17 protein-coding genes are annotated in these 20805 nt (G+C 71.1%); 4 read left to right on the forward strand and 13 right to left on the reverse strand.

All coding sequences use genetic code 11. The annotated features are described in order from the left end of the window. Nucleotides 1–119 precede the first annotated feature (119 nt). The 4 genes from ACFWRT_RS18275 to ACFWRT_RS18290 form a co-directional block, all read right to left on the reverse strand. On the reverse strand, nucleotides 120–977 hold the full coding sequence (locus tag ACFWRT_RS18275; RefSeq protein WP_380949629.1) for an ABC transporter permease: 858 nt from the start codon (nucleotides 975–977) through the stop codon (nucleotides 120–122). Then, a complete protein-coding gene (locus tag ACFWRT_RS18280; protein ID WP_380949628.1) occupies nucleotides 974–1945 on the reverse strand; it encodes an ATP-binding cassette domain-containing protein in 972 nt (323 codons plus the stop codon). Before ACFWRT_RS18280 ends, ACFWRT_RS18275 begins: the two co-directional genes overlap by 4 nt. An 89-nt stretch (nucleotides 1946–2034) precedes the next feature. Then, the gene (locus ACFWRT_RS18285; RefSeq protein WP_380949627.1) at nucleotides 2035–2625 is read right to left on the reverse strand and encodes an NADPH-dependent FMN reductase; all 591 of its coding nucleotides are present in this window, start codon (nucleotides 2623–2625) and stop codon (nucleotides 2035–2037) included. Nucleotides 2626–2768: 143 nt separating this feature from the next. Next, nucleotides 2769–3176, reverse strand: coding sequence for a hypothetical protein (locus tag ACFWRT_RS18290; RefSeq protein WP_380949626.1), 408 nt, complete (start codon nucleotides 3174–3176; stop codon nucleotides 2769–2771). 131 nt (nucleotides 3177–3307) lie between these two features. Between ACFWRT_RS18290 and ACFWRT_RS18295 the strand changes: the two genes are divergently transcribed. Continuing rightward, the gene (locus ACFWRT_RS18295; protein WP_380949625.1) at nucleotides 3308–4222 is read left to right on the forward strand and encodes a hypothetical protein; all 915 of its coding nucleotides are present in this window, start codon (nucleotides 3308–3310) and stop codon (nucleotides 4220–4222) included. A gap of 93 nt (nucleotides 4223–4315) precedes the next feature. Here ACFWRT_RS18295 and ACFWRT_RS18300 read toward each other — a convergent pair whose 3' ends face one another. Together ACFWRT_RS18300 and ACFWRT_RS18305 are read right to left on the reverse strand one after the other, a co-directional pair. Continuing rightward, complete coding sequence (locus tag ACFWRT_RS18300) at nucleotides 4316–4717, reverse strand: RNA-binding S4 domain-containing protein (RefSeq protein ID WP_026241820.1); 402 nt, start codon at nucleotides 4715–4717, stop codon at nucleotides 4316–4318. A 230-nt stretch (nucleotides 4718–4947) separates the two neighbouring features. After that, nucleotides 4948–7017 (reverse strand): PhoX family protein, encoded by a 2070-nt coding sequence (locus tag ACFWRT_RS18305; protein WP_380949624.1) that lies wholly within the window; start codon nucleotides 7015–7017, stop codon nucleotides 4948–4950. Nucleotides 7018–7310: 293 nt separating this feature from the next. On the opposite strand from ACFWRT_RS18305, the gene ACFWRT_RS18310 reads away from it, so the two are divergent. Then, entirely contained in the window at nucleotides 7311–8951 is a 1641-nt protein-coding gene (locus ACFWRT_RS18310) for a VWA domain-containing protein (protein ID WP_380949623.1), read from the forward strand. Here the strand turns inward: ACFWRT_RS18310 and ACFWRT_RS18315 are convergent. Both ACFWRT_RS18315 and ACFWRT_RS18320 read right to left on the reverse strand, forming a co-directional pair. Beyond that, nucleotides 8885–10159, reverse strand: coding sequence for a sensor histidine kinase (locus tag ACFWRT_RS18315; RefSeq protein ID WP_380949622.1), 1275 nt, complete (start codon nucleotides 10157–10159; stop codon nucleotides 8885–8887). The genes ACFWRT_RS18310 and ACFWRT_RS18315 overlap by 67 nt on opposite strands. Continuing rightward, a complete protein-coding gene (locus ACFWRT_RS18320; RefSeq protein WP_026237833.1) occupies nucleotides 10156–10809 on the reverse strand; it encodes a response regulator transcription factor in 654 nt (217 codons plus the stop codon). The genes ACFWRT_RS18315 and ACFWRT_RS18320 overlap by 4 nt, the downstream gene beginning before the upstream one ends. 194 nt (nucleotides 10810–11003) lie before the next feature. Here ACFWRT_RS18320 and metG point away from each other — a divergent pair, with 194 nt between their 5' ends. Next, the gene (gene metG / locus ACFWRT_RS18325; RefSeq protein WP_380949621.1) at nucleotides 11004–12617 is read left to right on the forward strand and encodes a methionine--tRNA ligase; all 1614 of its coding nucleotides are present in this window, start codon (nucleotides 11004–11006) and stop codon (nucleotides 12615–12617) included. 69 nt (nucleotides 12618–12686) lie between these two features. Here metG and ACFWRT_RS18330 read toward each other — a convergent pair whose 3' ends face one another. From ACFWRT_RS18330 to aspS, 3 genes are all read right to left on the reverse strand, one after another. Then, a complete protein-coding gene (locus tag ACFWRT_RS18330; RefSeq protein WP_380949620.1) occupies nucleotides 12687–13268 on the reverse strand; it encodes a Uma2 family endonuclease in 582 nt (193 codons plus the stop codon). Between the two features lie 73 nt (nucleotides 13269–13341). Further along, the gene (locus tag ACFWRT_RS18335; protein WP_380949619.1) at nucleotides 13342–14130 is read right to left on the reverse strand and encodes a L,D-transpeptidase family protein; all 789 of its coding nucleotides are present in this window, start codon (nucleotides 14128–14130) and stop codon (nucleotides 13342–13344) included. A gap of 349 nt (nucleotides 14131–14479) precedes the next feature. After that, nucleotides 14480–16279, reverse strand: a complete 1800-nt coding sequence (aspS, locus tag ACFWRT_RS18340) for an aspartate--tRNA ligase (protein ID WP_380949618.1) — start codon at nucleotides 16277–16279, stop codon at nucleotides 14480–14482. Nucleotides 16280–16441: 162 nt separating this feature from the next. Between aspS and ACFWRT_RS18345 the strand changes: the two genes are divergently transcribed. Further along, a complete protein-coding gene (locus tag ACFWRT_RS18345) occupies nucleotides 16442–18550 on the forward strand; it encodes an ATP-binding SpoIIE family protein phosphatase (protein WP_380949617.1) in 2109 nt (702 codons plus the stop codon). A gap of 31 nt (nucleotides 18551–18581) precedes the next feature. On the opposite strand, the gene ACFWRT_RS18350 is transcribed toward ACFWRT_RS18345, so the two are convergent. Next, complete coding sequence (locus ACFWRT_RS18350; protein WP_380949616.1) at nucleotides 18582–19637, reverse strand: AI-2E family transporter; 1056 nt, start codon at nucleotides 19635–19637, stop codon at nucleotides 18582–18584. A gap of 101 nt (nucleotides 19638–19738) precedes the next feature. Beyond that, nucleotides 19739–20695: a pirin family protein gene (locus tag ACFWRT_RS18355; protein ID WP_380949615.1), complete on the reverse strand. Its 957-nt coding sequence runs from the start codon at nucleotides 20693–20695 to the stop codon at nucleotides 19739–19741. Nucleotides 20696–20805: the final 110 nt, after the last annotated feature.

Raw genomic sequence — 20805 nt, forward strand, 5'->3', positions numbered from 1 at the left:
CGGCGCCGGGCCACAGGAGGCCGGTCACAGCGGGTCGCGCACCGGTGGCTCACAGCCGGTCGTTCACGCCCCGCCGGTCACGCCCCGCCGGCCACGTCCCGACGCTCACGCCCCGTCGGTCACTTCCGGTTGTAAAGCCGCATCGTCACGGGGCCGAAGATCGCCATGATCACTCCGGCCCACCCCAGTGACCAGGCCAGGTCCGCCGCAGGCCAGTCGCCCGCCATCAGCCCGCGTACCGCCGTGGAGAGGTGGGTGATCGGGCTGTTGTTCACGAAGGCCTGGAGCCAGCCCGGCATCGTCGACGGGTCGACGAAGACGTTGCTGAGGAAGGTGAGCGGGAAGATCACCATCATGCTGACGCCCATCACGGACTTCTCGGTGCGCAGCAGCAGCCCGAACATGGTCCAGATCCACGAGAACGCGAACGCGAACACGAGCAGCAGGGCCACCCCCGCCAGCATCCCGAGCACTCCGCCGTCCGGACGGAAGCCGATGATCATGCCGACGGTGAGCATCACCACCGAGGCCAGCACATAGCGCAGAACGTCCCCGAGCAGATAGCCGACCATCGGTGCGGGCCGCCAGATCGGCAGCGTACGGAACCGGTCGAAGACGCCCTTGGAGATGTCGGTGTTGACCGAGACGCCGGTGTACATCGTGATCAGCACGACGCTCATCACCAGGATGCCGGGCAGCAGGAACTGGATGTACTCCTCCGTGGAGCCGGCCAGCGCACCTCCGAAGAGGTACGTGTACATCAGGACCAGCATGATCGGGAAAGCCGTCACATCGAAGAGCTGGTCCGGCACATGCTTGATCTTCAGCATGGCGCGCCAGCCGAAGGTCAGGGAGGCCGACAGTGCGCTGGGCCTCGGCGGCCGGTCCAGGCCGATCAGGAGAGCCGAGAGGCGCTCCCGGTCCGGCGCGGCGAGCCCGGTGTCTTCCAGCTCCGTCTTGGTGGTCGCGGTGCTCATGCCGCCACTCCCTTCTTGTCCGTGAGGGCGAGGAAGACCTCGTCGAGGCTGGGCTGTCCCAGCGAGAAGTTGTCGACCGTGATGCCGGTCCGGGCCAGCTCGGCCAGGGCCCGTGCCGCCTGTTCCGCCGAGCCCCGGTCGGAACCGTGCGCGTCGACCCGGGCGGTCAGCGCCACCGGGTCCGCGTCCAGTTGGACCACGGCATCGAGCTCCCGCGCCAGCACCCGCTCGGCCTCGGGCCGCTGGGCGGCGTCACGCAGCCGCAGATGGACGGTGCCGGAGCCGACGGAGGCCTTGAGCTCGCCCTTGGTGCCCTCGGCGATCACCCGGCCGTGGTCGATCACCGCGATCCGGGAGGCGAGCTGATCGGCCTCGTCCAGATACTGCGTGGTCAGCAGAACCGTGGTGCCGTGCGCGACGACCGCGCGCACGATGTCCCAGACCTGGTTGCGGCTGCGCGGGTCGAGGCCGGTGGTCGGCTCGTCCAGGAAGAGCAGGTCGGGGGTGTTGAGGATGGACGCGGCGATGTCGATGCGGCGCCGCATGCCTCCCGAGTAGTTCTTCACCTGCTTGCCGCCGGCCTCGGCCAGCCCGAAGCCTTCCAGCAGTTGGGCTGCCCGGTCGCGGGCCGCCGGCTTGGAGTGCCCGAGCAGGCGGCCGAGCAGGACGAGGTTCTCGTTGCCGGTCAGGTCCTCGTCCACCGAGGCGTACTGCCCGGTGAGGCTGACCCGGCTGCGGACCGCGTCGGCGTCCTTCACCACGTCCTTGCCGAACACCCGGGCGGAGCCGCCGTCCGGACGCAGCAGCGTCGCGAGCATCCGTACGGCGGTGGTCTTCCCGGCGCCGTTGGGTCCGAGGACCCCGTAGACGGTGCCGGTCGGGACCGCGAGGTCGATGCCGTCCACCGCGCGGTTCTCACCGAAGACCTTCACCAACCCTGTGGTCTCGATGGCCAGTTCAGTACTCATGAATCCATTCCTTGTTACGTCGTCGAAGTTCGGGGGCGGGTGTGGGGGCGGGTGTGGGGGTGGGGTGGGGGTGAGCCGAAAGTCCGGCGTCAGGAGACATAGGGGCGGACCGCCCGCGCCTCGCGCAGGGCCCAGCCCCACCAGCCGAGTTGGTCGAGCATCAGCCGCACCGCCCGGTCCCGCGCACCGGCTCCGGCACGGTCCTCCAGCGGCGTGTGCAGGAAGTCGAGGGCGACCCCGTTGCGCAGGGTCACCATGTGCAGCTCCGTGAAGACCGAGCGCAGCTGTTCCACCGCGTACACCCCGGACGAGCCGTGGCCGTAGCTCACGAAGCCGACCGGCTTGGTATGCCACTCGTCGTACGCGAAGTCGATGGCCTGCTTGAGGGAGGCGGGGAAGGAGCGGTTGTACTCCGGGGTGACCACGACGAAGGCCTCGGCCCTCCCGATCGCCCCGGCGAACTCCGTCATCTGCTCCGTCGCCCGCTGCGGGTAGTGCACGGGGAAGTCGAAATCCGCGAGGTCCAGCACGACGAGATCGAGCTCGCTCCGTACGCGAGCCCGCTCCATGAACCAGCGGCCGACCGCGTCACCGATGCGCCCTTCACGAGTGCTGCCGATGATCACCGCGACCCGCAGCGGGTCCCCGTCGGCATCGGTCTCCCTGTCCTCGTCCGTCATCGCTCGCTCCTCCTCCCGCTTCCTTCCGGCTCCCTCACCCCTGGGGCGCCAGACGCCGCGGCGCGGCCGCCAGATGCGATCTGGCGGCCGCGCCGACGGTCGGTGTCCACGGCTGGAAAAGCCCTAGCGACCGACCCGTGCGGTCAACGCTCCCGCGAGTAGAAGAGGTAGAACGTGGTCAGGAAGACACCCACGCCGACCACCAGCCCGAGCACGGTCGACCGCAGCACGCTGGTGTCCGTCAGGCTCACCAGGAAACCGATCGCGCAGGCGGTCAGAGCGCCGTACGCGAGCGCCCGCAGCCCGTGCGGCAGCGTCCGCTGGATCCGGCCCAGCGCGAAGCAGAGGGCCGCCACCGCCGCACCGGAGACGAGGCCCAGGACGACCTGCCCGCCGGTGCTGGGCCCGCCGTCACGGCGGATGAACGCGGCGTAGAACCCGTAGATGATGCCGAGTGCCAACGGCACCGCCACGGCGTACGGCGTGAGACTGCGGGGCCGTGCGTGCGCACGGGCCCCCTTCCGGCCGGGCATGGCTGCGTGTGTGACCATCGCGGACAGCTCCTTCCCTCGCCCCCGTCGCGCGCCCCCGTTCCTCCAGAGCACACCCGCCCGCGCGGCCCGGCAACTCGAACGGCGTACGGCCCTGAGCGGTCCGGCTCCGCACGGGATTCCCTGGAGGAGTGCGGACCTCTTCCTCGGCGACTTCGGCCACCTCGACGGCTTCCGGCATCTCGGCGGCCGCGGCGGCCCTCTCCGCCGTCCTGATCGTCCTGCTCGCCGTCCTGGTGCCGTTCAGCGCACTGTCCGCCTGGGTCGATCTGGAGATCGACGACACCGACCGGTACGTTGCCGCGGTCTCCCCGCTCTCCTCCGACCCGGCGGTGCAGAGCACGGTCACGGACCTGATCACCGACGAGGCGATGGAGCAGATCGACCTCGGCCCGCTCCAGGACACGGTCCGGGACTTCCTGCACGAGACCGTGCGGTCCTTCACCACCACCGAGGCCTTCGCCAACGCCTGGGACACCGCCAACCGGACCGCCCACGAAGCGGTGACCGCCGCGCTGGACGGCGACAGCGGCGAGGCGGTCACCATCGACCTGGCCCCGGTGATCCAGCAGGTCAAGCAGGACCTGGTGAGCCAAGGGGTGCCGTTCGCCGACCAGATCCCCGTCCAGCGGACCGAGATCACGGTGATCGGCGCGGACCGCGCGGACACCCTCAGGGACTCGTTCCACTGGCTGCGCTACTGCAGCATCTGGCCGGCCATCGCCACCCTGGTCCTGCTCGTGCTGGTGGTGGGTATCGCGACGGTACGGGGCAGGCTGCGGGCCGCCCTGACCGCGACGGCGGCCGTCGGCGCCGGGTTCGTCCTCGGGGCGATCGTGCTGCGGATCCTGATGGCGGTCGGCCGGAGCCGGGCGCTGGACGAGGTGCCGGGCAACGACCGGGACGCGGCGGCCGCGGTGATCGACGCCCTGACCGCCTCGCTGCGGACCACGGTGTGGGTGGTGCTGGTGGTCGGGGCGGTGCTGCTGGTGGGCGCGGTGGTGGCCCGGGTGCTGCTGGGGCGGCGAAGGGCCCGGCGGGGGTGACCGACCCGTTGTTTCACGTGAAACGCCCGTAGACACGTTTCACGTGAAACAACCGGACAGAACCAGAACCCGCACGGAGGACCGCCGGTCGGCTCAGAGCTCCGGCGGGCGCCCCTGGAGGCGCTCCATCTCACGGCGATCGCGCTTGGTCGGGCGGCCCGCGCCCCGGTCCCGTACCGGAACCTGGATCGCGAGCTCGCGCGGCGGCGGAGGCGGGCTGTTGTCGACGAAGCACTCGACGGCCACCGGCGGGCCGACCCGCTTCTTCACGATCTTCGAGACGACGACCACCCGGTCCCGTCCCGCGTGCCGGAGCCGTACCTCGTCGCCGACGCGGACGGCCTGGGCAGGCTTGGCCCGCTCACCGCCGACCTTCACATGCCCGGCCCGACAGGCGGCGGCCGCCTGGGCACGGGTCTTCGTCAGCCGGACCGACCAGATCCACACATCGACCCGGACGCTTCCCTCCGCCTGCGGCGCGTCACCGGAAACCATGGGACCGACTCTAGTCCGGTGGACCCGGGCAGGCGATGGACCACCGGTCAGGAACCGAAGTCGCCGGCCACCTCGCGGCGCGGCGGCGACGCCGGACGCCGGACGAGGCAGGTCAGGAGCGCCCCCGCTTTTGAGAGATGCACATCAGGCCCGCACCGGATGGGCACGGGCCTGATGGTCATACGGTCCCCGGGACGGGCGGGGCGGGGCGAGCGGGCGGGCGAGCCGGGTCACACCCCGATGTCGTGCCCGTCCTTGCGCCAGACCGCGACGACGGAGGGGCGGACGATCTTCCCGGGTCCGTCGGGCCAGGTGCTCGCCGGCTTCTCCACCGAGGCGCCGTCGACCTCGCCCGGGTGCTGGACGGCCACCAGGACACGGCGGTCCTGGATGACCGGGCCGCAGGTCTCCGCGCCGGTCGGGACGGTCAGGAACTGCTTCAGCTCACCGCGCCGGTCGCCGTGGGTCGCGACACCGAACAGGCCGTCGTGCGAACCGAGCTGGTTGCCGTCCGTGGAGATCCACAGGTTGCCGTGGTCGTCGAACGCCACGTTGTCCGGGCAGGAGATGGGGCTGACGCGCTCCTTGGGGAAGCCCGCGAAGTACGTCGACGGGTCGTTCGGGTCGCCCGCGACGAGGAAGAGCCGCCAGGCGAACCCGTCGCCCGCCGGGTCGTCCCAGTTCTCCGCGAGCTCCAGGATCTGCCCGTGCTTGTTGAGGTTGCGCGGGTTGGCCTCGTCCGCCGGGGCCTTGCCCTCCTTGCCCCGGTCGGTGTTGTTGGTGAGCGCCACGTAGACCCGGCCGGTGCGCGGCGAGGGCTCCACGTCCTCGGGCCGGTCCATCTTGGTGGCGCCGACCTTGTCACCGGCCAGCCGCGTGTAGACGTACACCTCGTCGGCGGTCATACCGGGGACGTGCGAGGTGGTGCCGGTGGCCAGCGGGATCCACACGCCGCTGCCGTCGAACTCACCGTCGTTGGGCAGCTTTCCGGTGCCGTCGATCTCGGCGGCCGGGGAGTCGCCGGTCAGCTTGGCGACGTACAGCGTGCCCTCGTCCAGCAGCGTCAGGTTGTGCTCGCGGGCGGCACGCGAGGTGCCCTTCTTCATCCGCTTGCTGGAGACGAACTTGTAGAGGTAGTCGAATCGTTCGTCGTCGCCCATGTAGACGACCGGGCGGCCGTCGGACGTCAGCCGGGGCTCGGCCGCCTCGTGCTTGAACCGGCCCAGCGCGGTCCGCTTGCGCGGGGTGGAGTCCGGGTCGTACGGGTCGAGTTCGACGACCCAGCCGAAGCGGTTGGCCTCGTTGGGCTCCTTCGCCAGGTCGAACCGCCGGTCGAACCGCTCCCACTTGCGCTCGGTGGCGCCGGTGCCGATCCCGTACCGCTTGTGCTCCACGGTGGTGCCGTTGGCGAAGTACTGGTTGAAGTTCTCCTCGCCGTGCAGCGTGGTGCCCCACGGAGTCGTGCCGCCCGCACAGTTGTTGAGGGTACCGAGCACCCGGCTGCCGGTGCGGTCGGCGGACGTACGCAGCAGATCGCTCCCCGCCGCCGGTCCGGTGACCCGGAATTCACTCGTGGCGGTGAGCCTGCGGTTCAGCGGGTGACGGCTGACCGCGCCCAGCTTGCCGGTGCGGTTCTCCTCCTGGACGACGACCACGGAGAGTCCGTGCGCGGCCCAGGCGATCTCCACCTGCTCGCGCGTCGGGTTGGCCGGATCGTAGCCGCGGAACATGAGCATCTCGTCCGTGTACTCATGGTTGGCGACCAGGACCTGACGGCCGCGCTCGCCACGGAGCGGGAGGAGCGAGAGGAAGTCGTTGTTGTAACCGAACTGGCCCGCCTGCGCCTTGGCAGTCTGCTTCTCCGGGTTGAAGGCGGGCGCCCCGCGCAGGATCGGCTCGCCCCAGCGGATCACCACGTTCTGGCCGTACCCGTCGGGGACGGTGACCTTGTCGTTCTTGTTGGGCGCGACCGGCGAGAACCGCAGGCCCCGGGCGCCGGACGGGCCCGGTTTGTGGGGCGGGTGCGGTTTGTGGCCGTGGCCGGCGAGCGCGGCGGCCTCCGCCTGCGGGGCGTTCGGGCCGGTCAGCGCGGCCGTCCCGGCTGCGGCGGCGACCGTCACGACGGCGGCTGCGCGCATCATCGAGCGACGGGAGACGGCACGGGCGATGATGTCGCCGGCGTACTCGTTGTCGCTGGTGTTCGGGATCTCCTGGAAGCAGGCGTCCCCGCAGCGGAAGCGGCAGGTCAGCGCGGAACGCCCGCCCGGGTGGGAGCTGATGAGCGGCAGCAGATTACGCACGTGGATTCCCTCCGTCGGTGTGTCGTGCGTGACGGTAGGTGCGCCCGCACGCGGTCCGAGGGACTCCCGGTGAACGGGGAGTGAAGTCCGGGCCACCGCTGTTCCCTTGAAGCCGTACGCGGACACCGCGCCGGGCTCGGTCCGGGATCGGTTTCGGCTCGGTTGGCGCAGGGGTGGGCCGGACCGGCGAACGGCCGGATCCGGCCGCTAACCTTACGTATCCGTCCTGGCCAGGGATGAAATCGCCCAGGTCGGACATTCCCCGCACCCAACTCATGCGAAAGGCCTCGCCCATGGGCATTCGGAGCTTGCTGCGTAAGGTGTTCGGCCGCACGGAGCAGGACGAGCCGACCACGGCCACCGTCCCGCCCCAGGCCGAGCGCACTCAGTCCACGGAGCCGGAGCCGGAGACCACTTCGGCGGCCGGTCCCCCGTCGGAGACGGAGCCGTCCGACCCGAAGCCGTCGGAGCCGAAGGCGTCGATCCCGGCCCCCGCTTCGCCCGTCGCGGAGACCACCGAGAGTGACGCCGGTGCCGCGGACCTGGTGGCAGCGGCCTTCGACAAAGCGGCCACCTCCCCGACGACGCCCTCTCCCACACCGACCGTGCCCGCACAGGGCTCGGGACCGGACGCGGAGCCGGTCGCGGAGCGGAAGGCGGAGGCCGTGGCGGAGCCGGTCGCGGAGCCGAAGGCGGAGCCGGTCACCGAGCCGAAGGCGGAGCCGGTCACCGAGCCGAAGGCGGAGCCCGTCGCCGAGCCGGTCGCGGAGAGCGTGGCTGAGCCCGTAGTCGAGCCGAAGGCGGAGACCGCCAGGGAGGCCGTCCCGGAGCCCGTGGTCGAGCCGGTCACGGTGGAGGAGCCGGCCGCGGAGCCGGTGAAGGCAGAGGAGCCCGTCAAGGCCGACGAGCCCATCGCCGAGCCCGTCAAGGCCGAAGAGCCCGCACCGGCCCCGGTCGTGGAACCTGCCCCCGTGCCGGCCCCGATCACGATCGACTTCGACCTCGATCTCGACCCGGAGCCGGCCGCCGCGCCGGAAGCCCAGGCCGCGCCGGAGCCGGAGCCGGAGGCCAAGCCCGAAGCGGAAGCGGAAGCAGCCCCCGCGCCGGAAGCCGCCCCGAAGGCCGTCGCCCCCACCGAGGTCAACGAAGCCTCCGCGACCACCGAGGCGACGCCCGACGCGACTCCCGAACCGGCGGCGGCCATCCCCACCACCCCCGAGCCCCCCAAGGCAACCCCCGCCGCCAAGCCCGCCACCCCCCTCGCCCGCGTCACCCAGCGCGCGCCCCAGCTCGTCGCCCCGTACAAGGCGGCGCAGGCGGCGCTCAAGGCGCACGGGCTGACCGGGCTCCGCGCCCGCGTCTACCTGGTGCTCGACCGCTCGGGCTCCATGCGGCCCTTCTACAGGGACGGCAGCGCCCAGCACCTGGGCGACCGCGCCGTGGCCCTCGCCGCCCACCTGGACGCCGACGCCACCGTGCCCGTCGTCTTCTTCTCGACCGACGTCGACGGCACCGGCACGATCGAGCTGGCCGCCCACGAGGGCCGCGTCGATCAGCTGAACGCGGGCCTCGGCCGCCTGGGCCGGACGAACTACCACCGCGCGGTCGAGGAGATCGTCGCGCACCACGAGAAGGCGCAGGACGCCGGCCCGGCTCTGGTGATCTTCCAGACGGACGGCCCGCCGGACGCCAAGCAGCTCGCCCGCCAGGCGCTGGCGGAAGCGGCGCGGCTGCCGTTGTTCTTCCAGTTCGTCGCGTTCGGCGAGCAGGACGGGAAGGGCTTCGAGTTCCTGCGAAGGCTGGGCGCACCCAACGCCGCCTTCTTCCACGCCGGCCCGGCCCCGCGCGAGATCGCGGACGCCGAGCTCTACCGCGCCATCCTCGCCGGGCTCCCGGCCTGGATCGCGGCGCGCGAGGCCCGTACCGAGGGCTGATCGACCGGCAGCCGTACGGTCACGGCGAGACCGCCGCCCCCCGGGCCCGGTACCGCCGTGACCGTACCGCCGTGCGCCACCGCGATGGACCGCACGATGGACAGCCCGAGGCCCGACCCCGGGCCCATCCGGTCGCGCCCCTCGCCCCGCCGGAACGGCTCGAAGAACTCCGCGATATCGGCCTCGGAGACCACCGGGCCGGTGTTACGCACCACCAGCGCGCCGTCACGGGTCAGCGAGACGTCCACCGAACCGCCCGGCACGTTGTACGTGACCGCGTTGGCCACCAGGTTCGACACCAGCTGCGACAGCAGCATCCGGTTGCCCCGCACCGGACAGTCCGCCACCGCGACCCTCACCGGAGGACGGCCGTCCGCGCCAGGCCTCCGGGTCGTCTCCTCCGCCACCACCCGGTCGAACCGGATGTCCTCGCGCTCGTCGGCGGCCAGCCCCCGTTCGCTGCGGGCCAGCACGAGCAGCCCCTCGATGAGCCGCTCGCTGCGCCGGTTGGTGTCCAGCAGCGTCTGCCGGGTGCGGACGAGGTCCTCGGGGGTCGGGTCGTCCAGCCCCACCTGGATCGCCACGCGCTGGGTGGCGAGCGGGGTCCGCAGCTCGTGCGAGGCGTTCGCGATGAACCGGCGCTGACTGTCGAACGCCTTCTCCAGCCGGGCCAGCAGCGCGTCCAGCGTCTCGCCCAGCTCCTTCAGCTCGTCGTCGGGGCCGCTGGAGGCGATCCGCTCGTGCAGCGTCCGCTCCGAGAGCCGGCGGGCCTTCGCCGTCATCGCGTGCACGGGCCGCAGCACCCGGCCGGCGATCCACCAGCCCACGCCGACCGCGCCCGCCGTCATCACGAGGAGCGCGGCGACGGACCAGTACATGTGCTGTTTGCTCGCCGCGTCGCTGACGTGGTCGGTGAGTTCGTAGGCGGTGGGAGCGCCGACCGAGCTGCGGGCGATGAACGGGCCGTTGACGGTGTACCCGGGCGGAACGACGGTGGCGGAGGAGGCGATGGCACGCGCCTCGGAGTCCGTACCGGCACGGGAGGCCACGTTGACGGTGGCGAGCAGGGCCGTGCCGAGGACGAGGAAGACCCCGCCGTACACGAGGGCGATGCGCGTCCTGATCGTCGAGTGCGGCAGCGTCGACGCCTCCACCAGCCGCCGCAACCACAACCTGAGCAGGAACCGGAACCGGACCGGGCCCTTCACAGGGCGTACCCGACACCCTGGACGGTGCGGATCAGGGCGGGCTCACCGAGCTTGGCGCGGAGTTTGCTCATGCAGACGCGTACGGCACCGGTGAAAGGATCGGCGTTGGCGTCCCAGGCCCGCTCCAGCAGCTCCTCCGCGCTGACCGTCCCGCCGTCCGCCTCCAGGAGCAGTTGCAGCACGGTGAACTCCTTGGGCGACAGGTCCAGCTCCCGGCCGTCACGGAGCGCGGAGCGCCGTACGGTGTCGAGCCGGATGCCGTGGCGCTCCAACTGGGGCGGTACGGGTCTGGCGCTGCGGCGGCGCAGGGCGCGGACCCGGGAGACCAGCTCGGGGAACTCGAACGGTTTGCTGACGTAATCGTCGGCGCCGAGGTCGAGCCCGGCGACCCGGTCCTCCATAGTGCCGGAGGCGGTCAGCATCAGGATCCGCGTACGGGAACCGGAGGCGACCAGGCGGCGGGCCACATCGTCGCCGTGGACGCGCGGGAGGTCGCGGTCGAGGACGACGACGTCGTAGTCGTGCAGCCCGAGGTAGGCGAGGGCCGCGTCCCCGCTGTAGACGGTGTCGACCGCGAAGCCGGCCCGGCGCAGCCCCGTCGCGACCAGTTCCGCGAGGATCTCCTCGTCCTCGGCGACCAGTACCCGCATGGTGATGTCCCCTGCCTCGTACACGCTTGTCCGCTCCCTCCCAGGATGCGACTTTCCTGGGGGAACCATTACGGGAAGGCATGTTTCGCAAAGCTCTCCACCGGCGGCTCTACCGGCCGCTCCACCGGAGAGCCCTGCTGGAGCGAGGTTTATCGATGTGAGTGGATCTTCAACCGACCGTTAGGATTTCGACCATGGCGGCCACTGGATCCGAGAAGCAGGGGGCGACGGCGTACTACGTCTCGACCCCCATCTACTACGTCAACGACGCTCCTCACCTGGGCCACGCCTACACGACCGTCGCAGGCGACGTGCTCACGCGCTGGCACCGCCAGCGCGGCGAGAAGGTGTGGTACCTCACCGGCACGGACGAGCACGGTCAGAAGATCATGCGCACGGCCGAGGCGAACAACGTCACTCCCCAGGCTTGGTGCGACAAGCTCGTGGAAGAGGCGTGGAAGCCCCTCTGGGAGCATCTGAACATCGCGAACGACGACTTCATCCGGACGACGGAGAAGCGGCACACCGACCGTGTGCAGGAGTTCGTGCAGGACCTGTACGACAAGGACGAGATCTACAAGGGCGGGTACGAAGGCCCGTACTGCGTGGGCTGCGAGGAGTACAAGCTCCCCGGCGATCTGCTCGACGGCGAGGGCGAGTTCGCCGGGCAGAAGCTCTGCCCGATCCACAAGAAGCCGGTGGAACTCCTCAAGGAGGAGAACTACTTCTTCAAGCTCAGCGCGTACGGCCCGAAGCTGCTGGAGTTCTACACGGCGAACCCGGGCTTCATCCAGCCCGAGTCGGCCCGCAACGAGATCGTGAACTTCGTCGAGCAGGGCCTCCAGGACCTGTCGATCTCGCGGTCCACCTTCGACTGGGGCGTCCCGGTCCCGTGGGACGACAAGCACGTCATCTACGTCTGGATCGACGCGCTCCTGAACTACGCGACGGCCGTGGGCTACGGCGCCAACCAGGAGAAGTTCGACGGTACGTTCCCGGCGGACGTGCACCTGATCGGCAAGGACATCCTCCGCTTCCACACGGTGATCTGGCCCGCGATGCTGATGGCGCAGGGCCTGCCGCTCCCCGGCAAGGTCGTCGCCAACGGCTGGCTGATGGTCGGCGGCGAGAAGATGTCGAAGTCGAACCTGACCGGCATCAAGCCGCAGGACCTGACCTCGCACTTCGGCGTGGACGCGTACCGCTGGTACTTCCTGCGGGCCATCGCGTACGGCAGCGACGGCTCGTTCTCCTGGGAGGACTTCTCCGCCCGCTACACCTCCGAGCTGGCCAACGACTACGGCAACCTCGCCTCACGCGTGGCGGCGATGGTCGGCAAGTACTTCGGCGGCGCGCTGCCGGAGGCCGCGGCCGCCGGTGACGCCGAGCGGGCCGTGCAGGAGGGCTTGGCGAAGGCCGTCGCCACGGCCGACCAGAAGATCGGCGAGGAGCTGGACTTCCAGTCCGGCATCCTGGCGATCTTCGACTTCGTGAAGCAGGTCAACGGCTACATCACGGAGCAGGAGCCGTGGAAGGTGGCCAAGGACACCACCCCCGAGGGCCAGGCCCGCCTGGCGACCATCCTCTACACGGCCGCCGAGTCGCTGCGCGGTGTCGCGGTCCTGCTGAACGCCGTGATGCCGGAGACCTCGCAGAGCCTGTGGGAGTCCCTGGGCGCCGAGGAGTCCCTGGGCGCGCTGGCCGACCAGAAGGTCCAGGACGCGGGCACGTGGGGCATCCTGCCCGCAGGCGCGACGGTGACGAAGGGCGCGGTGCTGTTCCCGCGCCTGGAGGAGAAGCCGGCGTAGTACGTACACCAGGAGCCCGGGACCACCGCATGTGGTCCCGGGCTCCTGCCGTACGCGTACGGCGTCGGGTCAGCGCGTCCAGTTCTTGAGCGGCTCGGTGTCCAGCCCGATCCCGACCGGGTCGGGGAGAGTGACGGACTTCCCGTACGGCACCGTCACGACCTGCTCGTAGCGCACGCCGTCGGGCTGCGAGTGGACCTTCACCTCACAGCTGTCCCGGTCGATCAGCAGGTAGACGGGGATGCCGGTCTCGGCGTACGCCCGCGGCTTCTCGACGCGGTCACGTTGGTCGGTGTCCTCGTCGTACGAGGTGACCTCGACGACCATGAGGACGCCGTCGGGGCCGGCCCATTCACCCTGGCCTGCGAAGGTGCCGCTCGGGGCGAAGCTGCCGTCGGGCCGGGCATTGCCCTCCCGGTCGGTCCCGATCCGCAGCCCTTGGTTGGCGTAGAGCCATCGGTCCGGGTCCGCCTGCATGCACAGGCGCGTCAGCCAGGCGATGATCCGCCCGCGATTCCCGTCCGGCGGCGCCTTGACACCCAGCTTCCCGTGCACGAACTCCAGCCACGGCGCCTCCTCGATCCGCTGGGCATGCCGGGACAGCTCCTCGAACACGTCCTGCGTCAGGACGCGGTCCCTGCCCTTGCTCACGACGGTCTCCTCCTGCGCTGGGGCACACCGGATCACGTGCACCGGGGATCGTCCTCAGCGTACGGACCGGCGCTCACCGCCCCAGCGTCTCCGCGTCCGCCATCACGATCACCGGGTCCATCTCCGGGTCCAGGGTGCGCAGGAGCTCCTCCATGCGCTCCTCCGGGATGGAGACGCAGCCCTGGGTCGGGCCGCCGTGGTCGACGTGGATCCAGATGCCGCCGCCGCGTTCGAGGCCGAGAGGACGGGTGCGGTCGAGCGGGGTGACGCCCTCCGTGCGGTTGTAGTTGATCGCCACGACGTAGTCGAAGGAGCCTTCCAGCGGCTCGCCGAAGAAGCCCACGCCGTCCACCGCGAACCGGGGGTGCTCGTCGTACGGGAGCAGCGCGCCCGGGTCGGGGAGGCGGCCGCCCGCGTCGGTGAGGGAGTAGACGCCCCTGGGGGACCTCAGGTCGCCCGCCACATGGTGGTCGGTCCAGCCCTCCATGCCGTTGTGGGCGTCCCACGGACCGGCGACCGGCACCCATCCCTCCGCGGGGTCCTCGCGGCTGTACAGCACCGCGCTGGACCGGTTGGCGTCCTCGTCCTCCCCGGTGACCACGAACGCCTGCCGGGCCTCCTCGGGAATCTCCGCCCGCGTCTGCGGCCCGAGGCCCGGGATCTCCGCGGGGCTCGGCGCCGCCTCGGCGGAGGGCGATGAGCGCAGTACGGAGGCGGCGTCGGACTCCGGGCCCGCGGCGCCCTGCCCCGGGGCCCCTACGGGTGCCTTCACGGGACCGGAGGAGGCGCAGCCGGTGAGCAGCAGGGCCAGGACGAGGAGCGGTGCGGTGAGCAGGGCGGGCAGGCGGAGCGGGACGGACACGGTGGCGGGCTCCTCGGGTGACGGCGGACGGCGGACGGCGGACGGCGTGACGCTCCGGCTGGGGCGGTACGCGCGGCGCAAGAGGGGTGTCTCGATACGAGAGGGGGGCTCGTACGAGAGGGGGGCTCGTACGAGAGAGGGGCTCGTACGAGAGAGGGGCTCGTACGAGAGAGGTATCTCGGTGCCAGTCCTTGCCGCACCCGGCGCCGTCGAATCCGAACCGGGGCCATCCGGCTGTACCGCGTCGCCCGCCGGTCACCGGCTCGCGCGCCCCCGTAACGAAACAGCCCCCGATCAGGTGATCGGGGGCTGTTTCACGTGAAACATCCGCAGAGCGGGACCGTACGGACTACTTGTCGGCGGGCTTCTCCGACGTGCTCGCGCCCTTCGCGGCGACCGGCTTGCGGAGCTGGATGTTCAGCTCGCGCAGCCGGGACTCGTCCAGCTCGGTCGGCGCGCCCATCATCAGGTCCTGGGCGTTGCCGTTGAGCGGGAAGGCGATCGTCTCGCGGATGTTGGGCTCGTCGGCGAGCAGCATCACGATGCGGTCGACGCCCGGGGCGATGCCACCGTGCGGCGGGGCGCCGAGGCGGAACGCGCGGAGCATGCCCGCAAACTCGTGCTCGACGGTCTCGCGGTCGTACCCGGCGATCTCGAAGGCCTTGAGCATCAGCTCGGGCTCGTGGTTACGGATGGCGCCCGAGGACAGCTCGATGCCGTTGCAGACGATGTCGTACTGCCAGGCGAGGATGTCCAGCGGGTCCTTCTCCTCCAGGTCGGCCAGGCCGCCCTGGGGCATCGAGAAGGGGTTGTGCGAGAAGTCGATCTTGCCGCTCTCCTCGTCCTTCTCGTACATCGGGAAGTCGACGATCCAGCAGAACCGGAACACGCCCTCCTCGAAGTTGCCGGCGCGCTTGGCGGCCTCGACCCGGACGACCGACATGATCTTGGAGACCTCGTCGAACTCGCCCGCGCCGAAGAAGACCGCGTGGCCCGGGACCAGCGAGAGGCGCTCGGTGAGCGTCTTGACGTCGGTCTCGGTGAGGAACTTGGCGATCGGGCCCGCCAGCGTGCCGTCCTCGCCCACGCGCACCCAGGCCAGGCCCTTGGCCCCGTGCTCGACGGCGTACTCACCGAGGCCGTCGAAGAACTTGCGGGACTGGCCCGCCGTGTCCGGGACGGGCAGCGCGCGCACGTGCTTGCCGGCGAACGCCTTGAACCCGGAGTCGGCGAAGACGTCCGAGATGTCGACGAGCTCCAGCTTGGCCCGCAGGTCCGGCTTGTCGTTGCCGTACTTCAGCATCGACTCGCGGAACGGGATGCGCGGGAACGGCGAGGTGACCTCGCGGCCGTTGCCGAACTCGGTGAAGAGCTCGGTCATCAGCCTCTCGATCGGCTGGAAGACGTCCTCCTGCTCGACGAAGGACATCTCCACGTCGAGCTGGTAGAACTCGCCCGGCGAACGGTCCGCACGCGCGTCCTCGTCGCGGAAGCAGGGCGCGATCTGGAAGTAGCGGTCGAAGCCCGAGATCATCAGCAACTGCTTGAACTGCTGCGGGGCCTGCGGCAGCGCGTAGAACTTGCCGGGGTTCAGCCGGGACGGGACGACGAAGTCACGGGCGCCCTCGGGGGAGGTCGCGGTGAGGATCGGGGTCGCCATCTCGTTGAAGCCGAGGGCCACCATCTTGGAGCGGATGGAGGCGATCACGGCCGAGCGCAGCAGGATGTTGCGGTGCATACGCTCGCGGCGCAGGTCGAGGAAGCGGTACTCCAGGCGCCGCTCCTCGTTGACGCCGTCCTCGGTGTTGATCGTGAAGGGCAGCGGGCCGGCCTCGCCGAGCACCTCGACCTCGGTGACCTCGATCTCGATCTCACCGGTCGGCAGCTCCGGGTTGACGTTCTCGGCGCCGCGCGCGGACACCTTGCCGTCGATCCGGACGACGGTCTCCTTGGTCAGCTTCGCCAGGGCCTCGTTGCCGGGGGTGCCGGGACGGGCGACGAGCTGCACCAGACCGTAGTGGTCGCGCAGATCGATGAAGAGGATGCCACCCAGGTCTCGGCGATTGTGCAGCCAGCCGCTCAGCCGGACGTCGGTGCCGACGTCAGAGGCGCGGAGCTCGCCGCAGGTGTGGGACCTGTACCGATGCATCGTCGTTCATCCAGTCTTCGCGGTTGGGGGTCGAATGAGCCACCCCAGGCTACCGCCCGGCGCCGCACCTCTTCATTTCCCTTTACCGCCCGCTCCGGCGCGGGCCCGCACTCGGCCGCCCCTCGGTGGCGTACGGAGAGCACATCTTCCTAAAGTGGGGCAATGCGCACCGAGGAAGTCCTGGCCGCGATCGCGACCGGCCTGTGGCGCTGGGACAACGCCGCCGGCACGGTCACGCTCGACGCGGAGGCGGCCCGGCTGCTCGGCCTGCCCGCCGAGCCCGGCAGCTACCGGGAGGCGGCGGTGCGCTCCCGTTTCCACCCGGTCGACTGGAACGAGATCTACGGGGTCGTGAACCTGGCCGTCGCCGAGGGCACCCTGGCCGAAGCCAGGCTGCGGATCGTGGACGAGCGGGGCAAGGTGCTGCGTACGGTGCGCAGCCGCTCCAAGCCGGTCGTCGCGGCGGAGGGGGACCGGGAGAACTACCTGCTCATCGGCACGCTCCAGGAGGTCGCCGAGCCGCAGCTGGGCTCCACGGACGCCGCCCACACGCCGATCACCGGCGACTGGCGCAGGTCCCGGGAGGCCTTCCTGCTGGACGCCGGGCGGGCGCTGGCGGAGGCCCGGTCCACGGAGGAGGTGCTGCGGGTCGCCGCGTCGCTCTCCATGCCCGGGTTCTCGCCGGACGGGCTCGCGGTCTTCGGCTCCGTCGGGGAGCGGCTGACGATCATCGGCCACCACGGGCAGAGCCCGGGCGAGGAGGACCCGTTCACCGACATGCCCCTGGACACCGACTACCCGGCCGCCGAGGTGGTCCGCACCGGCCGCGCGATCTATCTCCCCTCCCCCGAGGAGTACCGCCGCCGCTACCCAGCCACCTGGCCGCTGGCCCGGCGTTTCGGCCGGCAGTCCTGGGCGTACCTCCCGCTGGTCTCCTCCGGCCGCACGATGGGCGCGTGGATGGCCGGGTTCCAGCATCCGGTGGGGTTCTCGCCCGACGAGCGCGCGGTGCTCTCCACGGTCGCCCGGATGCTCGCCCAGGCGCTGGCCCGGGCCGGGGTCGCGGAGACGGAGCGGGAGCTCTCGCTCGGACTCCAGCGCTCGATGATGCCGACGCTGGGGCCCGACATCCCGGGCATGACGGTGGCGGCGCGGTACGTGCCGACCGGCGGCGGGCTCCAGGTGGGCGGCGACTGGTACGACATGATCCCGCTGCCCAACGGCCGGATCGCGCTGGTCATCGGTGACGTCCAGGGCCATGACGTACGGGCCGCCGGGCTGATGGGCCAGCTCCGCATCGCCCTGCGCGCGTACGCCTCCGAGGGGCACCGCCCGGACGCGGTCCTCGCCCGGGCCTCGCGCTTCCTCGCCGGGCTGACCGACGCGTACGAGGGCGTGGCGGGCGACGACGAGTTCTCCGCGCCGCGCTTCGCGACCTGCCTGTACGCGGAGGTGGACCCGGAGACCGGGACTCTGGACATCGCCCGCGCGGGCCATCCCGACCCGGTGGTGGTGAGCGCCGACGGCACCGCGGTGATCCGCCAGACGGCGGGCGGGCTGCCGCTGGGCATCGAGACGGACTCCGACTACCCCACCACCCGGGTCGACCTGGAACCCGGCGAAACGATCATGTTCTGCACGGACGGCCTCATCGAGACCGGCGGCCACGACATGGCCACCGGCTGGGGCAGGCTGCGCCCGGTCCTGGAGGAGCCCACCGAGGACCTGGAGGAGATGGCCGACGCCCTGGTCCAGGCCGTGCACGGGCCGACCTCGCACTACACGACCGGGCCGCTCGCCGACCGCCGCGAGGACGACATCGCGGTGCTGGTGCTGCGGCGGGAGAGGGTGCGGGCGCCGCAGACGCCGATGCGCCGCAGCGTCCTGACGATCGCGCAGGCCGAGCCCGAGCGGATCTCGGTGGGCCGCCAGCTCGTACGGGAGCTGCTGCACGACTGGAAGGACCCCGAGCAGGTCGACTCGGCGGTCCTGATGGTCTCGGAGATGGCCACCAACGTGCTGGTCCACACGGACGGCGACGCGCTGATGGTGGCGGAGGTCTCCGGGGAGCGGGGGGAGCGGCGGCTGCGGGTGGAGGTGGCCGACGCGAGCGACGAGCTGCCGCACAAGCGGCGTCCTGGGGAGATGGCGTCCAGCGGGCGGGGGCTGGTGCTGATGGAGATGCTGGCGGACGCGTGGGGGGTGGATCCGCGGGGGGAGGGGAAGTCGATCTGGTTCGAGCTGTACGAGGCGGGTGGGGCGGATGTCTAGGTGCGGGGTCTCCGTCGTGAGGGTTCCGTCCTCAGACGCCGGACGGGCTGGAATGGCGCCTGCGTAGTTCGCCCAGGACGCCGAACGCCGCCGCGCACATCGGGACGGCCAGCAGCATGCCCATCAGGCCGGCCACGCTCGCTCCCGCCGTCAGCGCGATCATGATCATCGCGGGGTGCATCTGCACCGTACGGCTCTGGATCACCGGCTGGAGCACATGGCCCTCCAGCACCTGGACCGCGAGCACCACCCCCAGCGCCCACAGCGCGATCACGAACCCCCGGTCCGCCAGCGCCACCAGGACGGCGACGGCGCCGGAGAGGAAGGCGCCGAGGTACGGGATGTAGGCGCCGACGAAGACCAGCGCACCCAGCCCCACCGCCCCCGGCACGTCCAGGATCAGCAGGCCCACCGTGATGCACACGGCGTCGATCAGCGCGATGAACGTGGTGCCGCGCATGAAGCCCTCGACGGCCTCGAACGCCCGGCGCCCCATCGCCTCCACCAGGTCACCGGTCCCGCGCGGGGCCACCGCGTGCGCGAGGTCCACCGCGCGGTCGGAGTCGCGGAGGAAGAAGAAGGTCAGCAGCAGCGCGAGCACGCTGGTCGCCACCAGCGTGCCGACCAGGCTGATCCCGCTGAGCAGGCCCCCCGCCGCGCTCGCGCCGAACTTCTCGACCAGGTTCCTGGCGTTCTCGGCGAGGCTGTCGACGTCGGTGTTTCCGCCGATGTCCAGGTGGTCGACGACCCACTGCCCGGCGTCCTTCAGGGAGCGGACGATCTGGTCGCCGGAGTCGACGAGGGCGGTGACCACGATGTACCCGGCGCCGCCCACCACCGCGACGAGCGCCGCACAGGTCAGCCCGGCGGCCAGCGACCGGTTGAGCCGGCGGGCGATGAGCCAGCGGTGTACGGGGCCGAGCAGCGCGGTGCCGAGGAGGGCGAGCAGCACCGGGGTGACGGCGGTCTTGAGCGCGACGACCAGCCAGATCGCGACGGCGGCGACGCCCACGACCAGCAGGACGACACCGCACCAGGCGGCCGCACGGCGGGCGCCGTCGGGCAGGAGGGGCTTGGAAGCAGGCACCCTCCCACCCGATCACGGCGTACGTCGACCGGCCCGCCCGCCGCCACCGTACGGGTGACGGATCGTCATAAAGGACATCGGGCGGACCGTGCGCCGTGCTGTCACATGCCGTGGACCGCCGGGACCGTGCCGAGCCGGCCGGCCTGGAAGTCCTCGAAGGCCTGCTTCAGCTCGGCCTGACTGTTCATCACGAACGGCCCGTAGTGCGCCATCGGCTCCCGGATCGGGCGACCGCCGAGGAGGACGATCTCCAGGTCCGGGGTGTTCCCGTCCTGCTTCTCGTCCGCGCGGACGGTCAGCGAGCCGCCGCTGCCGAACACCGCGGTCTGCCCGAGGCGGATGGGCCGGCGCTCCTGGCCGACCGTGCCACGCCCGGCCAGGACGTACGCGAGCCCGTTGAAGTCCTCGCGCCAGGGCAGGGTCACCTCGGCGCCGGGCCGGACGGTGGCGTGGATCATCGTGATCGGGGTGTGGGTGATGCCGGGGCCCTGGTGCCCGTCGAGCTCACCGGCGATGACCCTCAGCAGCGCGCCGCCGTCCGGGGAGGCGAGGAGCTGGACCTCGCCGCCGCGGATGTCCTGGTAGCGCGGGTTCATCATCTTGTCGGCCTTGGGCAGGTTCACCCAGAGCTGGAGACCGTGGAAGAGCCCGCCGGACATCACGAGCGACTCCGGCGGCGCCTCGATGTGCAGCAGCCCCGATCCGGCGGTCATCCACTGGGTGTCGCCGTTCTCGATGGTGCCGCCGCCACCGTTGGAGTCCTGGTGGATGAAGGAGCCGTCGATCAGGTACGTGACCGTCTCGAAGCCGCGGTGCGGGTGCCAGGGCGTGCCCTTCGGTTCGCCGGCGGCGTACTCCACCTCACCCATCTGGTCCATCATGATGAACGGGTCGAGGTGCTGGTAGTTGATCCCCGCGAACGCGCGGCGGACGGGGAAGCCCTCGCCCTCGAATCCGCTCGGCGCCGTGGTGACGGCGAGCACGGGGCGGGCCACGGCGTCACCCGAAGCGGCCACCTTGGGCAGGGTCAGCGGGTTGTCGACGGTCACTGCGGGCATGGGAGCCACCTCCGGGCGAGTCTGCTGGAAAGAATTTAGTTGAATGATGAACATCCCGCAAGGCGTGCGGCATTCCCGAGGCACCCCGCGGGGCGCTCCTGGCGCATCCT

Origin of the sequence: Streptomyces cyaneofuscatus (genome assembly GCF_042718795.1) — a bacterium.
Classification (GTDB): Bacteria; Actinomycetota; Actinomycetes; order Streptomycetales; family Streptomycetaceae; genus Streptomyces; species Streptomyces cyaneofuscatus_A.

Bases quoted from the DNA above. Each gene is read 5' to 3' on its own strand.
- ACFWRT_RS18275 (WP_380949629.1), bottom strand. From the start codon at position 977: ATGAGCACCGCGACCACCAAGACGGAGCTGGAAGACACCGGGCTCGCC.
- ACFWRT_RS18280 (WP_380949628.1), bottom strand. From the start codon at position 1,945: ATGAGTACTGAACTGGCCATCGAGACCACAGGGTTGGTGAAGGTCTTC.
- ACFWRT_RS18285 (WP_380949627.1), bottom strand. From the start codon at position 2,625: ATGACGGACGAGGACAGGGAGACCGATGCCGACGGGGACCCGCTGCGG.
- ACFWRT_RS18290 (WP_380949626.1), bottom strand. From the start codon at position 3,176: ATGGTCACACACGCAGCCATGCCCGGCCGGAAGGGGGCCCGTGCGCAC.
- ACFWRT_RS18300 (WP_026241820.1), bottom strand. From the start codon at position 4,717: ATGGTTTCCGGTGACGCGCCGCAGGCGGAGGGAAGCGTCCGGGTCGAT.
- ACFWRT_RS18310 (WP_380949623.1), top strand. From the start codon at position 7,311: ATGGGCATTCGGAGCTTGCTGCGTAAGGTGTTCGGCCGCACGGAGCAG.
- ACFWRT_RS18320 (WP_026237833.1), bottom strand. From the start codon at position 10,809: ATGCGGGTACTGGTCGCCGAGGACGAGGAGATCCTCGCGGAACTGGTC.
- metG (WP_380949621.1), top strand. From the start codon at position 11,004: ATGGCGGCCACTGGATCCGAGAAGCAGGGGGCGACGGCGTACTACGTC.
- aspS (WP_380949618.1), bottom strand. From the start codon at position 16,279: ATGCATCGGTACAGGTCCCACACCTGCGGCGAGCTCCGCGCCTCTGAC.
- ACFWRT_RS18345 (WP_380949617.1), top strand. From the start codon at position 16,442: ATGCGCACCGAGGAAGTCCTGGCCGCGATCGCGACCGGCCTGTGGCGC.
- ACFWRT_RS18355 (WP_380949615.1), bottom strand. From the start codon at position 20,695: ATGCCCGCAGTGACCGTCGACAACCCGCTGACCCTGCCCAAGGTGGCC.